Below are 13,455 nucleotides of genomic sequence, written 5' to 3' on the forward strand. Positions count from 1 at the left end.
CGCCATGCCTACCGACCACATCCAATACAAATCGCACCCCGACAACCTCACGCGTTCGGTTCCTTATAAGTTCGACGCAGCACAACTGCGTTCAGAAGAAATGATCGTGAACCTGGGGCCGCAACATCCCTCGACCCACGGCGTGCTCCGCTTGGAAGTGTTGATGGAAGGGGAGATCGTAAAAGAGGTCGTTCCGCACATCGGCTACCTGCACCGTTGCTTCGAGAAGCACGCAGAGAATTTGCCCTACAACCAGGTCATCCCCTTTGTTGACCGTCTCGACTATGTGGCTTCCATGAACAGCGAGCATGCCTATGCCATGGGCGTGGAGCGCATGTTGGGCATCGAGCATCAGATACCCAAACGCGTGGAGTATGTGCGCGTGATGGTGGCCGAGCTGAACCGCATCGCGTCACACTTCATCGCCATCGGCACCTATGGCATGGACATCGGTGCGTTCACACCGTTCTTCTGGCTCATGCGCGACCGCGAACATATTTTGCGCATGCTCGAGTGGGCTTCGGGTGCCCGTTTACTCTACAACTATATTTGGATTGGGGGATTGTTCTACGATTTGCCCATTGGCTTCGAAGAACGCTGCCAGCAATTCATCGCCTACATCCGTCCCAAGCTAGTCGAGTTGGACACCGTGCTATTGCAAAACAAGATCTTCGTTCAACGCACCGCCAATGTGGGCGTGCTTCCACTCGACTTAGCCATCAACGGTGGCGTCACCGGCCCGATGCTACGTGCCTCGGGTCTTCGTTTCGATCTCCGTCGCGTTGACGGCTACTCGGTTTACCCGGAATTGGATTTTGATGTGCCGATCGGCGAAGGCAAGATGGGCACCGTGGGCGATTGCTGGGATCGCACCAACGTGCGCGTGCAGGAAATTCACGAATCGCTGAAGATCCTGGAGCAATGTGTGATCAAGCTCACCGGCGAACACAAGCGCACGCGTGACTTCGACCCGCAAGCGTTGGTGCCTAAAAAGATCCGTCCCAAAGCACAAGACCTCTATGTGCGGTCGGAGATCCCCAAAGGCGAGCTGGGATTTTTCTTTCGCGCCGATGGCCGGAACGACATCGCCTTGCGGTGTAAGTGCCGTTCATGCAGCTTTGTGAACCTGAGCATCCTTCCCGAAATTGCCAAAGGAATTTTAATAGCCGACCTCATCGCCATCATCGGCTCCATTGATGTGGTGATGGGGGAAGTGGACCGATAAAAAAACGCTCCATGCAACCGATCCTAACCGCCTCACAGATCAAGGCCTTGGATGCCTATACCATTGCGCACGAACCCATCGTTTCCATCGATTTGATGGAGCGTGCCTGCCGCGCTTTTGTGGCGTGGTTCACCGAGCGCTTCAACAACAGCTTCACCGTGGGCATCGTCTGCGGCACCGGCAACAACGGTGGCGATGGCCTGGGCATCGCGCGCCTGTTGAAGGAATGGGGCTACCCCGTGCGCGTCTGGTTGGTAAAGGGCGGTGCTCCCGAATCCATTGACTACAAAATCAACCTCGACCGGCTAAAGCATTTGGGTGGCGTGCAGATCGATGAGATCACCGCGGCGCCGGAATGTTCTATCTTTTCTGATGAAGACTTCCTGATCGATGCGCTATTCGGTACAGGCCTGTCGCGTCCCGTCGAGGGCATCTACGCCAAGGTCATCGCCTGCATGAACACCGCCAGGGGAACACGCGTAGCCGTTGACCTCCCCTCGGGCTTCATGGCCGACGAGCCTACCACCGGCCCTTCCGTGGAAGCGCGCTATACCGTTTCATTCCAACTGCCCAAGCTGGCGTTTTTCTTCCCGTCGTCGTTCCAGTACGTTGGCGAGTGGGCCGTGGTGGACATTGGTTTAAACAAGGCGTTCATCCGCCAGGCGCTGACGTCCCATTTCTTTATGGACCGTAACACCGCACGCAGCCTGCTGAGACGGCGCTCGAAGTTCGATCACAAGGGCAGTTATGGTCATGCCCTGCTCGTGGCCGGCTCGCTGGGAAAAATGGGTGCTGCGGTTTTGTCGGCGCGCGCCACGCTTCGTTCGGGGGTGGGGTTGCTCACGGTGCACACGCCCCAGGCGGGGATCTCCATTGTTCAGACGGCCGTTCCCGAGGCCATGCTCAGCATCGACGGGCACGCGTCTGTGTTCGCCGGCGAAGTGCAGCCCGAACGTTACACCACCATCGGCATAGGCCCTGGGTTGGGCAAGGCGCCCGAAACGGTGAAGGCTTTCCACAAATTGTTGGAAAATTTTCCACACCCCATGGTCATCGACGCCGATGCGCTGAACATACTCGGCGAAAATCGCGAACTGCTTCACCTCGTTCCGAAGGGAAGCATCCTCACCCCACATCCTAAAGAATTCGAACGCCTGGTAGGCCCCTGGCAAAATGATTTCGAGCGATTGGAGAAGCAAAAACAGCTGGCGGGGCAGTTGCAATCGGTTGTGGTGCTCAAGGGGGCGTACACTTCCATCGCCGCACCCGACGGAAAAGTATATTTTAATCCCACAGGTAATCCCGGAATGGCGACCGGTGGTAGCGGAGATGTGCTCACTGGTATATTAACCGGGCTTTTGGCGCAGCGGTATGATACTTTAGAGGGAGCGTTGCTCGGCGTGTACCTGCATGGTTTTGCAGGTGACCTGGGCGCGTGGGAGAAGGGCATGGACAGCCTCATTGCCAGCGACATTGTCGAATTTCTCAGTGGGGCGTTCGCGCGATTGGGGGGATAAACCGCGAAGTCGCAGAGGATGCTGTGTTTGTCGTCAAAGAAAAGTTTCGACAAAAGCCCTTTGCGCCTTTCCCTGCGCCTCAGCGTCTTTGCGGTTTTAGAAAATCGTTTGCAAAACTTTTTTATCGCAGAATTTAAACTTTTCCCCACCCTTCTGCATCTAAAGCATAATAAACCGAAGATCGTCCCGTTGCGCGGGTAACTTTGGTCCGAAAATTGTCGTATACATAAGAAATAAATAAAGCAAATGCGCGTTTTTACCGCCTTCATCGTACTCTCCCTGCTGGTGGGCTCCTTTTTTGGGCATGCCCAAGCCAGTTTCGATGGCGGTCCCGTCCAGGAACGCCAGGAAATTGCCAAAAACATCCAGATCTTTCCCAATCCGGCAATGGACTACGTCCACGTGCGGTTGGAAAATGTGAATTTCAACGAAGTAAAGGTTAGTCTTCACAATATCATCGGCAACCAAATGCCGTTCGAGTCCGAATTGATCGACGAACACGAGATCCGGATCAAAGTGAAAGATCTTGATACCGGCTACTACCTGCTGGCGTTGAAAGATGATCACGCCAAATTGCAAGGCACGTATAAATTCCTGAAACGCTAAGCAACTGAAGTAAACCGGTCCGGCTACTTCAACAATTCCCGTAATTTTTTACCAAAGCTCCGAACGTCTGCCTCCGTGGTATCGAAGGAGCACATCAATCGTGCTTCCGATAATTTGTCATTCCACACATAGAAGAAATGCTCTTCTTGCAGCGCGGGGATGATCTCCTGGGGAAGGATCACAAAGATGCCGTTGGCGTCTACCTTCTGGGTGATCTTTGCTTTTGGCGATTGACGTATTTCGGCCTCCAACAATTTAGCCATGCCGTTGGAGTGACTGGCATTCCGGCGCCACAGATCATTCGTGAGCAGCGCGTCGAATTGTGCGCTGATGAAGCGCATCTTCGAGTGCAGTTGCATGCCTTGCTTGCGGATGTATTTAAAATTCTTAGCCAATTCCGTGTTGAAGAACACTACGGCCTCACCGAACATCATCCCGTTTTTTGTTCCTCCAAACGAAAGCACGTCCACCCCGGCATCGCGGGTAAACGCCCTGAACTCGGCTTGCAGGCTCACGGCGGCGTTGGAGATGCGCGAGCCATCCATGTGGAAAAGCAGATTGTGTTTTTTTGCTACTGCCGATATCGCTTTCAGCTCGTCGATGGAATAGACGGTGCCATATTCCGTGGTTTGCGAAATGGAAATGACGCGCACCTGCGGATGGTGCTGGTCGTCGACGCGTTGGATCTTTTCTTCGATCTCGTGCGGATAGATCTTGCCATCCCGGGTGGGGATGGTCACCAGCTTGCAGCCCGTGAACCGTTCCGGTGCGGTGGACTCGTCCACGTTGATGTGGGCGAGGTCGGAGCAGATGATCGAATCGAACGAGCGTGTCATGGCGCTTAGCCCCAGCACGTTGGCGCCGGTGCCGTTGTAGGCAAAGAACACCTCGATATCTTCGCCCAGTAACGTCTTGAATTTTTTGGTGGCCTCCGCCGTGAGCGGGTCGGCGCCATACGATCCCACATGACCGGGGTTGGCGCGTTGCAAGGCGTCCATAATTTCCGGGTGAACGCCCGAATAGTTGTCGCTGGCGAAAGTAGGGTTCATGTGTTCCTAGGGATTGCGTTCCAGAAAAATTAAAATTCAGCGTTGCCGGGGTAGCGCGGGAAGGGGATCACGTCGCGGATGTTGGTCATGCCCGTCACAAACAGGATAAGGCGCTCGAAGCCCAACCCAAATCCGCTGTGGGGTGCCGAACCATATTTGCGCAACTCCAGGTACCACCACAAGTCTTTTTCGGGCAACCCCAATTCGTTCACGCGTTTTACCAGCCGGTCGTAGCGCTCTTCGCGTTGCGAGCCGCCGATGATCTCGCCAATGCCGGGGAACAAAACGTCCATGGCCGCAACGGTCTTGCCGTCCTCGTTCTGGCGCATGTAGAACGATTTGATGTTAGCCGGGTAGTTGTAAAGAATGACGGGCTTTTTGAAATGTTTCTCCACCAGGTAGCGCTCGTGCTCCGACTGGAGGTCGGTGCCCCATTCGTCGATGAGAAATTGAAATTTCTTTTTCTTGTTGGGGTTACTGTTGCGCAGGATGTCGATGGCCTCGGTGTAGGATAACCGTTGGAAATCGTTTTCCGCCACAAATTTCAGACGATCGATCAGCGTCAGTTCGCTGCGTTGTTCCTGAGGTTTGGCCTGGTCTTCTTCCAGGGCGCGTTTGTTCAGGAACTCCAGGTCTTCGGCGCAGTGGTCCAGCGCATAGCGCGTCAGGAATTGGAGGAAGTCCTGGGCCAGTTGCATGTTGTCCTGGATGTCGTAGAACGCCATTTCGGGTTCGATCATCCAGAACTCGGCCAGGTGGCGTGTGGTGTTGGAGTTCTCGGCGCGGAACGTAGGGCCGAAGGTGTAGATCTCACCCAAGGCCAGCGCATAGGTCTCGCCTTCCAGCTGGCCGGAAACCGTGAGGTTGGTTTCGCGTCCAAAGAAATCTTCTTTATAGTCGATGTGGCCCTTGTCGTCCAACGGGGGCTTGGCCGGGTCCAGGGTGGTGACGCGGAACATGGCGCCGGCGCCTTCGGCATCCGAACCGGTAATGACCGGGGTATGGATATAGTAGAAGCCGCGGTCGTTAAAAAATTTATGAACGGCAAACGCCATGGCATGGCGCACCCGCATAACGGCGCTGAACGTGTTGGTGCGCGACCGCAAATGGGCGATCTCGCGCAAATATTCCAGGCTTGGGCGGTTCTTTAATTGCAGGGGATACGCCTCCGGGTCACAGTCGCCGAGAATTTCAAGGCTTTTCACCTTCACTTCCACGGCCTGTCCTTTGCCCAGGGAGGCCACCAGGTCGCCGGAAACGGAAATGCAGGCGCCCGTGGTGATGCGTTTCAGGGTGTCTTCGCCCAGCGCATTGAGCTCTACCACGGCTTGCAGGTTTTGGAGGGTCGATCCATCGTTTATGCTGATGAACTGACTGTTGCGAAAACTGCGGACCCACCCGTGTACCGCCACCGGTTGGCCGGTGGGGGCCGTGGCCAGTAATTCCTTGATCTTGATGCGCTTCATGGGGAAAAGTATAGTAAGACGTTATGTAAAGGGTTGCAAAAAAACGAAAAAACGATTGATTTTCATAGACTTCCGTTCGTCGGAAACTCTGGCACGACATTCGCCTGACTGTGGAGTATTTTTCTAACTTTGTACCTGTTCTTAAACGCTAACGACAAAAGGAATTTCTATTCATGCAAAAGCTTGGGTTAAACCAGTCATTACAACAAAAACTGTCACCGCAGCAGATCCAGTTTATCAAACTGCTGCAGGTGCCTACCGCTGAGCTTGAAGGAAGGATCGAGGAGGAGCTTGAGATCAACCCTGCGCTGGAAGAAGGCGAGGAACAAGAGAAGACAGAAGAACCCAGCAACGAAACGGAAACGGAAGATATCCCCGAACCGGCTTCCACCAGCGACGACGTCGACATCAAAGATTATCTGGGCGACGACGACTACAGCGGCTACAAAATGCAAGGCGATGGCGACGACGATGAAGACAATCGCGAAATGCCCATCCCCATGTCATCCTCCCTCCACGAGCAGCTCATGAGCCAGCTCGATTTCCTGGGTTTGGATGAGCGCCAATACAACATCGGCAAACAACTCATCGGCAGCATCGAAAGCGACGGCTACATCCGCCGCGACCTCGACGCCATCGTGAACGACATGGCCTTCTCGCAAGGCATCGAGACCACGGCCGATGAAGTGGAGACGGTACTGAAAAAGATCCAAACCTTCGATCCCCCCGGCATTGGCGCGCGCAACCTGCAGGAATGCCTGCTGCTGCAACTGGAACGCATGGACAACGGACACGATATCGACGTGGCCGTGGCCAAGAAGATCATCGCCGAGTGCTACGAAGAGTTCACCAAAAAACATTATCAGAAGATCCAGAAAAAGCTCGACACCGAAGACGAAGACTTCGTGCGCGACGCCATGGAGCTGATCGTAAAACTGAATCCCAAACCGGGCGGGGAGAGCACCAACTCCGTGGTGAAGAACCAATACATCATCCCCGACTATATCCTCACCAACAACAACGGCAAGCTCGAACTGACGCTGAACAGCCGCAATGCCCCCGAGCTGCGCATCAGCCGGTCGTATACCGACATGTTCAAGGCCTATGACAAGAGCAATAAGAAAGACAAGAAGCTGAAGGAAGCCGTCACGTTTGTGAAACAAAAGCTGGACGCCGCCAAGTGGTTCATCGACGCCATCAAACAACGCCAGCAAACCTTGCTGCGCACCATGAAGGCTATCATCGACTTTCAATACGACTTCTTCCTCGAAGGCGACGAAACGAAGCTGAAGCCCATGATCCTGAAAGACATTGCGGGCATGATCAACATGGACATCTCCACCGTGTCGCGCGTGGCCAGCAGCAAAGCCATTCAAACCGAGTTTGGCATCTTCCCGCTGAAGTACTTCTTCTCCGAGGGCATCACCACCGACTCGGGCGAGGAAGTGAGCAGCCGCGAAGTGAAACAGATCATCAAAGACATCATCGAAAGCGAAGACAAAGACAAGCCGTTCTCCGACGACAAGCTGGAGACCATCCTCAACGAGAAAGGCTACAACATTGCGCGCCGCACCGTGGCCAAGTACCGCGAGCAACTGAACATACCCGTGGCCCGGTTAAGAAAGGAGATGTAAGTGGTGAATGGCGTAGCGCGTATTGTCTCGTTTCTCTTCCATCCGTTGTTGCTGGCAACCTACCTGTTTGGGTTGTTTGCCTTCACGCTGCCCCAGGCCTTTTCGCCTTTGAAAGAAGATGGCCATTTCAAATTTGTACTCCTCATTTTCTGCGTCACCTTTTTGTTGCCCGCGCTCAACATCGGTTTGTTCAAGATGCTGGGCTATGTTAAATCCGTAGCCATGGAAGACCGGAGAGACCGCGTGGTTCCGTTCTTGTTCATGTCGCTCCTGTACTGCGCCATCACCTATCTGTTTTACTCACGCACACGCATCGGTATTCACGACAATCTGTTGAAATTCTTGATCATCATCGACGTACTTGTGGTAGTGGGCGCCGTGGTCACCCTGTTCTACAAAGTGAGCGTGCACAGCATCGGGGCTTGGGGGATCGTGGGTATTTTGTTGCCGTTAAATAAAGTAGTCGAAGATGGCACCTTGTTCTATCCCATGCTGGCCAGCATCGTCATTGCCGGTGTGGTGATGACCTCGCGGTTGCAATTGAACGCGCACACGCCGCGCGAAGTGATGATCGGAAGCATCCTGGGTCTCGTGACCGGCTTCGGAAGCATCGTGCTCTTGTTTTGATAAATTTCTTTTTATGGACTATAAATTTATCCGCTACACGCTGGAAGGCGGCATTGCCACCATTACACTGAACCGCCCCGAAGTCTACAATGCTTTGAACGACGAGATCACGTTCGAGCTGCAGGATGCTTTTAAAGTAGTGAACAAAGATCAAAACGTGAGAGTGGTCGTGTTGGCAGGGGAGGGCAAAGCGTTTTGTTCCGGGCAGGATTTGAAAGCCTCGGCAGCGCAGCCGGATCGGTCTTTTAAAGAGTCGTTAGAGAAGCGCTACAACCCGATCATCCGCGCCATGCGGCAATTGCCCAAGCCGATCATTTGTCAGCTGAATGGTGTCGCTGCGGGAGCAGGTTGCTCACTGGCGTTGGCGTGCGATGTGATCGTGGCGTCGGAGGAGGCGGTACTGATTGAGGTGTTCGTACAAATTGGACTTGTGCCGGATTCGGGATCGTCGTTCTTCTTGCCAAGGCTTGTAGGCATGGCCAAGGCGTTTGAATTGTGTAGTATGGGATCGCGTGTGTCGGCCAAGGAAGCGCTGGCCATGGGGTTGATCAATAAGGCTGTTCCAGCTGCCGAACTGGCTGACGCTGTGAAGGGCTATGCGCAATATTATGCGAATGCTCCTACCAAGGCCATCGGTCTTATTAAAAAAATGTTGAACAAGTCCGCCACGGCGTCGCTGGAGGATATGCTCACGTATGAATCGTATTGCCAGGAGATTGCCGGGGGCAGTGTCGATCACAAGGAAGGTGTGAAAGCGTTTATTGAAAAGAGGAAACCTGTTTTTATCGGGCAGTAAGATTTTAGCGATTAAGGTAAGGTCAACGATAATGAGGCTTGGAGGTAATCATGCGCTCGTGTTCATTTTAGTCATGACGATAGGGTCGTGTCAGCTGAAGAACAGCAAAATTGAGCACTTGAATAATTACGTCAACTATGTTCGAAAGTCGTCGGGACTAGATGAGGTTTGTCGTCAGCCCTTTGTCGACGAAAGCGTTCGGAGCCCGGTTGAGAGATGCAATATCCTGACGCATTTATCTTTTGAATGCAAGACAAGAATAGATGCTGGAGAAAGTTTGCGTGCGGAGGAGGTGAGACCTGGCGATACCGCATTGGACTTTGGTGAATCATTAACCGAAAGAGAGATTTATAGACTGATCTTTAACGGTGACGTTAAATCGGATACCATCTATTTGTTAATAGGGGATGGCGGGATCCAGTCTTGTGCCATGCTTACGAAGGGAAGATATGTGGTTTGGTTGAATTAACGGCGTGCACACGCGGACCGAAGAAATTCAACGAGCCCTGCATTATGCAAATTTCTAAAAGGCAAGAGCAATAAATCTCAAAGATACTTCGCTACATCTGCGGCCGTAATCTCTTCGCCGCTCATGATCACAAGCCGTTCAATCACATTTCGCAGCTCGCGAATATTCCCAGTCCAATTGTGTTCTTTTAATTTCTCCAGCGCTGCTGGCTGCAAGCTTTTTCTCCGGGCACCGTATTCTTCGGCAATGTCATCCAGAAATTTGTCGGAGAGTAGGCCGATGTCATCCTTGCGATCGTTGAGGGCGGGTACTTTAATCACGATCACACTGAGGCGATGGTAAAGGTCTTCGCGGAAATGATTGGCGTCAATCTCTTTGCGAAGGTCTTTGTTCGTCGCAGCGATGACGCGCACGTTCACACTGATCTCCTTGTCGCCACCAACACGGGTGATCTTATTTTCCTGTAAGGCACGCAGCACTTTAGCTTGCGCCGATAAACTCATGTCGCCAATCTCGTCGAGAAAGAGGGTGCCTCCTTCAGCGAGTTCGAATTTGCCAAGCCTTTGTTTGATGGCCGACGTGAACGAACCTTTCTCATGACCAAACAACTCGCTCTCGATAAGCTCGGAAGGAATGGCTGCACAGTTCACTTCCACCAGCGGCCCGTTGGCCCGCTTGCTTTTCTCATGGATCCACCGCGACACCAGCTCTTTGCCCGAGCCATTCGGTCCTGTCACCAAAACCCGCGCATCGGTCTGCGCTACTTTTTCGATCATTTCCTTCACGTGAGCGATCGGTGCCGACTCGCCGATCATCTCGAAGCGTCGCGAGATCTTCTTCTTCAATGTTTTAGTTTCCTTCACCAGCGACGATTTGTCCAGCGCGTTGCGCAGCGTGATCTCCAGGCGCCCCAGGTCAAAGGGTTTTTGCAGAAAGTCGAAAGCACCTTTTTTCACCGCTTCTACCGCCACGTCGATGGTGCCGTGGGCGGAGATGACGATGAAGTTGGCGCCGATGCCGTTTTCCTTGGCTTTTTCCAGCACTTCGAGCCCGTCCATTTTGGGCATTTTGATGTCGCAGATGCAGAGGTCGAACTGGCCTTGTTCCAGTTTTTTGTAGCCCTCCTGGCCGTCGCCGGCTTCTTCTACGTCGTGGTCTTTTTCTTCGAGGATCTCTTTCAGGATGGCCCGTATTTTCTGGTCGTCTTCAATGATGAGGATTTTCGACATGTTCGCTTCGGTGTTGAGGGGTTAAAAATAGAAAACCTGCCCGCTTTTTTGAAACGGGCAGGTTTTAAAAATAGCAAGCCTGTAAGCCGGGTTCTGTTTCCCCGACAACTGTCGGGGACCCTTATCATTTATCTGGTCATGGCGTCGCCGTCATGATCAATCAGTCTACCCGCCACGGTTACATACGGCTTGCGCCGCACGAAGGAACGGGCAATTCCAACCATGGCCTATTTGACCTTTCAACGCGTAAGGTTTACCCTGCACCGTCTGTCGCCAGCCGGCCGGTGAGCTCTTACCTCACCTTTTCACCTTTTCCCCTCCCGACAAGTCGGGAAGGGTAGTTTGTTTTCTGTGGCACTGTCTGTGACCCCGGTTGCCCGAAGCCCCTTCCCGTTAGGAAGTACGCTACCCTGTGTTGCCCGGACTTTCCTCCCCCCAGCAAGCTCGGAGGCGATAAGGCGGCTTGTTGGAGGTAAAGGTAGGGCATCCGGGGATTATCTCATAGCGGAGGGATCACCGCCGGCAGCATAGTCTCGCCTCAGGGACTTATGCTGACTAAAACCGGCACAGTCCCCGAGGACTATGCACGGGCGCAGACGCACCCCAACCCAGCCTTGCATTTATCGCGGAGATCCTGGATCTTTCTTAGGTCAACCAATAGCCCAACGGTGAGCTTGGCAACAGTATCTCCTTTCATCTTCCTGCATGCCATGAAAAAGCACGTCCTCATCATTTTCACCTGCATAAACCTATGTCCGGCGTTGTGGGCCCAGCACATTCCTGTTTCGCCGCCCTTGCCCGACACAACGATAACCACTTCGTCGGCCCCGGTTGCGCAGCCTTCCCTTGGGAAGCGATCCTTATTCTATGTCCGGGCAGGAGTGAGTTTGTTCTTTCCCTATACTCCTAGGCAAAATCACACGTTGTATGCGCCGGGGGTGACCGTCGCGCCCGGAATCAGGTTGTTGCAAAATAGAGATGCCGCACTCACACTCAGTTTTCCAATCACGGTGGGTTGGTTGCGGAACAATGTTTTCTTTGATGTTGACTTCCCTGCCATGGTCGATCTGAATATCGGATCGGCCGCCGGCAACAATCAAAACTCAAGTGTGGGTTTTGTGGTGGGTGCCGGCGTGGCGTATTTGTACGCCGAAAACTCTGGTGAAAGAAGCATAGACATTGGCGGCATTCGGTGCCAGGCGGGCATTAGCTTTGGTAAAAAAAATAGCGACGCCCGGAATCTTATCCTGATAAGCTATGGGGAGAGTACGGCGCCGGGTCGCAACGAAGTTATCGGGATAAGCTTCCAATTCATCATGATGAATCAGTAAGGGGCGTCCCGCATAATCCCGAGACGGAAGACTATGCAGGAGATCATTGGCGCGGCGTGGGATGACGGAGACTATCGAGTGCCTTCATCACCCGCGACACCATGCCGTCGCAATAGACAAGGTTGAATTCAAAAATATCTTCGGGCGAATACATTTTCTCGATCTCAGACCGCAGCATTTTCTTTGCCCGGTTCAGCCGCACTTTCACATTGCTCTCCGACAAGTCGAGCACTTCCATCGTTTCGGCAACGCTCAGGTCGTTTAATGTGCGGAGGGTGAAAACGATCCGGTAGTCTTCGTCGATCCGGCTCAATGCATTCTCCAATACCCGGCCGAGCTCCTTGTTGACAAGATTTTTTTCCGTGTTGGCAGGTTGGTGAAACATAGGCGCGGTAGGTGGGGTAGTGTCGGTGGTGATCTCGTTTTGGAAACTGAACTTTTGTTTTTTCTGAAAGCAGTGGTTGAGCATGATGCGTGTGAGCCACGTCTTGAACGACGACCGGTTTTCGAATTTGGCCAGGTTCATATAGGCGCTGACGTAGGTTTCCTGCATCAGGTCCTCCGTATCCTGGTGATTGTACCGGTAGGTCCGGCCGATCTTGTAAAGAAAAGCATTATACCGGCGGATCAGCATCTCATAGATCGCCTCCTCTCCGTTTTTGATCTTCTCGATGATCTCCAGGTCGGTATATTGCTCGGTTTGATTTTTCACAAAGTGAATTTACGTATTAATCGACGCCGATCTTCTCTTTCAAAACCAGGTTGCCGCCAAAATAATTGCCCACGACCATCAGCGCGACCAGTGCGCCTTTCAAGGCCATTATCAGCAATGAATCGGGGAGCAACGCTGGATAATTTTTGTAGGCCATGAATGCGATAATGCTGTAGCCAATCACCACGGCAGTGTTGATGCTGCCGTGGATCAAGATCTTAACCACCAACTGAGGTTTGTCTTTCGAGACGGTCAGCAGGTCGGCGCCACCGGCCAGCATCGCCATACCTCCTAGGACAACGCCGCCGGCCATAGCATAGAACGACGCATGGGCAAACGAGTTGAGGCCATAGGCATAGGCAATGATGGAGCAGACCAGGTCCATGGGAAAAAGCGCCGACGGAAAATGGATGAGCATCACATGCACCGGGTGTCCGAAGATCTTCATGCCGGCGTCAGGCAAAAGCAAACAACAACAACGCCACAAAGCCGCTCACGGCCAGCAGGGCATGAACCAGGGCGATGGCCACGGGATTGGATTTCTTGATCGTGTCCTGGAAGAACAAGTAGAAACCTCCCAGCGCCGCGATCACAAACAGGATGAGGCTCACTTTGGGGAAGTGGTCGGGATGCTGCAGGGCAAAAAGAGCCAGCAACACCAGGGCGGTGGCCGCCACAATACCGTGGGAATAAACCACGCCCCGGGGCGCGTTTTTATGCGTGAGCCATTTTACCAGAATGGTCAGACCCAAAACCGCCGCGACGGCAAATAAAGCAATAGCAAGATAGAGCAT

13 protein-coding genes and 1 other RNA gene are annotated in these 13,455 nt (G+C 53.2%); 7 read left to right on the top strand and 7 right to left on the bottom strand.

From position 1 onward, the window contains the following. Nucleotides 1-4 precede the first annotated feature (4 nt). The 3 genes from D4L85_RS17190 to D4L85_RS17200 all read left to right on the top strand — a co-directional run bounded on the left by D4L85_RS17190 (nt 5) and on the right by D4L85_RS17200 (nt 3,348). On the top strand, nt 5-1,225 hold the full coding sequence (locus tag D4L85_RS17190) for an NADH-quinone oxidoreductase subunit D (protein WP_119755460.1): 1,221 nt from the start codon (nt 5-7) through the stop codon (nt 1,223-1,225). A gap of 11 nt (nt 1,226-1,236) precedes the next feature. Next, complete coding sequence (locus D4L85_RS17195; protein ID WP_119755461.1) at nt 1,237-2,742, top strand: NAD(P)H-hydrate dehydratase; 1,506 nt, start codon at nt 1,237-1,239, stop codon at nt 2,740-2,742. Nucleotides 2,743-2,988: 246 nt separating this feature from the next. Then, on the top strand, nt 2,989-3,348 hold the full coding sequence (locus D4L85_RS17200; protein ID WP_119755462.1) for a T9SS type A sorting domain-containing protein: 360 nt from the start codon (nt 2,989-2,991) through the stop codon (nt 3,346-3,348). A gap of 23 nt (nt 3,349-3,371) precedes the next feature. Here the strand turns inward: D4L85_RS17200 and D4L85_RS17205 are convergent, their stop codons facing one another. Together D4L85_RS17205 and asnS are read right to left on the bottom strand one after the other, a co-directional pair. Continuing rightward, nucleotides 3,372-4,397 (bottom strand): threonine aldolase family protein, encoded by a 1,026-nt coding sequence (locus D4L85_RS17205; RefSeq protein ID WP_119755463.1) that lies wholly within the window; start codon nt 4,395-4,397, stop codon nt 3,372-3,374. A 29-nt stretch (nt 4,398-4,426) separates the two neighbouring features. Continuing rightward, complete coding sequence (asnS, locus tag D4L85_RS17210) at nt 4,427-5,863, bottom strand: asparagine--tRNA ligase (protein WP_119755464.1); 1,437 nt, start codon at nt 5,861-5,863, stop codon at nt 4,427-4,429. A 173-nt stretch (nt 5,864-6,036) separates the two neighbouring features. Here asnS and rpoN point away from each other — a divergent pair, with 173 nt between their 5' ends. Genes rpoN through D4L85_RS17225 form a run of 3 tightly spaced genes read left to right on the top strand, consistent with a single transcriptional unit; the run spans nt 6,037 to nt 8,920 of the window. Continuing rightward, nucleotides 6,037-7,497, top strand: coding sequence for an RNA polymerase factor sigma-54 (rpoN, locus tag D4L85_RS17215; RefSeq protein ID WP_119755465.1), 1,461 nt, complete (start codon nt 6,037-6,039; stop codon nt 7,495-7,497). After that, the gene (locus tag D4L85_RS17220) at nt 7,498-8,124 is read left to right on the top strand and encodes a hypothetical protein (RefSeq protein WP_160143799.1); all 627 of its coding nucleotides are present in this window, start codon (nt 7,498-7,500) and stop codon (nt 8,122-8,124) included. Nucleotides 8,125-8,137: 13 nt separating this feature from the next. Continuing rightward, on the top strand, nt 8,138-8,920 hold the full coding sequence (locus D4L85_RS17225; protein ID WP_119755467.1) for an enoyl-CoA hydratase-related protein: 783 nt from the start codon (nt 8,138-8,140) through the stop codon (nt 8,918-8,920). 546 nt (nt 8,921-9,466) lie between these two features. On the opposite strand, the gene D4L85_RS17235 is transcribed toward D4L85_RS17225, so the two are convergent. Next, the gene (locus D4L85_RS17235) at nt 9,467-10,618 is read right to left on the bottom strand and encodes a sigma-54-dependent transcriptional regulator (protein WP_119755469.1); all 1,152 of its coding nucleotides are present in this window, start codon (nt 10,616-10,618) and stop codon (nt 9,467-9,469) included. A gap of 66 nt (nt 10,619-10,684) precedes the next feature. After that, nucleotides 10,685-11,088, bottom strand: an RNA gene (gene rnpB / locus D4L85_RS17240) — RNase P RNA component class A. A gap of 240 nt (nt 11,089-11,328) precedes the next feature. Between rnpB and D4L85_RS17245 the strand changes: the two genes are divergently transcribed. After that, entirely contained in the window at nt 11,329-11,949 is a 621-nt protein-coding gene (locus tag D4L85_RS17245) for a hypothetical protein (protein WP_119755470.1), read from the top strand. Between the two features lie 43 nt (nt 11,950-11,992). Here the strand turns inward: D4L85_RS17245 and D4L85_RS17250 are convergent, their stop codons facing one another. Genes D4L85_RS17250 through D4L85_RS17260 form a run of 3 tightly spaced genes read right to left on the bottom strand, consistent with a single transcriptional unit; the run spans nt 11,993 to nt 13,455 of the window. Beyond that, nucleotides 11,993-12,661, bottom strand: coding sequence for a sigma-70 family RNA polymerase sigma factor (locus tag D4L85_RS17250; RefSeq protein WP_228450930.1), 669 nt, complete (start codon nt 12,659-12,661; stop codon nt 11,993-11,995). Nucleotides 12,662-12,677: 16 nt separating this feature from the next. Further along, nucleotides 12,678-13,109, bottom strand: a complete 432-nt coding sequence (locus D4L85_RS17255) for a DUF2231 domain-containing protein (RefSeq protein ID WP_119755471.1) — start codon at nt 13,107-13,109, stop codon at nt 12,678-12,680. Nucleotides 13,110-13,116: 7 nt separating this feature from the next. Next, on the bottom strand, nt 13,117-13,455 hold the full coding sequence (locus tag D4L85_RS17260; RefSeq protein WP_119755472.1) for a hypothetical protein: 339 nt from the start codon (nt 13,453-13,455) through the stop codon (nt 13,117-13,119).

Origin of the sequence: Chryseolinea soli, from assembly GCF_003589925.1 — a bacterium.
In the GTDB taxonomy this organism is placed as follows: domain Bacteria; phylum Bacteroidota; class Bacteroidia; order Cytophagales; family Cyclobacteriaceae; genus Chryseolinea; species Chryseolinea soli.

Coding starts and splice junctions, on each gene's coding strand:
- D4L85_RS17190 (WP_119755460.1), top strand. CDS start 5: ATGCCTACCGACCACATCCAATACAAATCGCACCCCGACAACCTCACG.
- D4L85_RS17195 (WP_119755461.1), top strand. CDS start 1,237: ATGCAACCGATCCTAACCGCCTCACAGATCAAGGCCTTGGATGCCTAT.
- D4L85_RS17200 (WP_119755462.1), top strand. CDS start 2,989: ATGCGCGTTTTTACCGCCTTCATCGTACTCTCCCTGCTGGTGGGCTCC.
- D4L85_RS17205 (WP_119755463.1), bottom strand. CDS start 4,397: ATGAACCCTACTTTCGCCAGCGACAACTATTCGGGCGTTCACCCGGAA.
- asnS (WP_119755464.1), bottom strand. CDS start 5,863: ATGAAGCGCATCAAGATCAAGGAATTACTGGCCACGGCCCCCACCGGC.
- rpoN (WP_119755465.1), top strand. CDS start 6,037: ATGCAAAAGCTTGGGTTAAACCAGTCATTACAACAAAAACTGTCACCG.
- D4L85_RS17225 (WP_119755467.1), top strand. CDS start 8,138: ATGGACTATAAATTTATCCGCTACACGCTGGAAGGCGGCATTGCCACC.
- D4L85_RS17235 (WP_119755469.1), bottom strand. CDS start 10,618: ATGTCGAAAATCCTCATCATTGAAGACGACCAGAAAATACGGGCCATC.
- D4L85_RS17245 (WP_119755470.1), top strand. CDS start 11,329: ATGAAAAAGCACGTCCTCATCATTTTCACCTGCATAAACCTATGTCCG.
- D4L85_RS17255 (WP_119755471.1), bottom strand. CDS start 13,109: ATGAAGATCTTCGGACACCCGGTGCATGTGATGCTCATCCATTTTCCG.
- D4L85_RS17260 (WP_119755472.1), bottom strand. CDS start 13,455: ATGCTCTATCTTGCTATTGCTTTATTTGCCGTCGCGGCGGTTTTGGGT.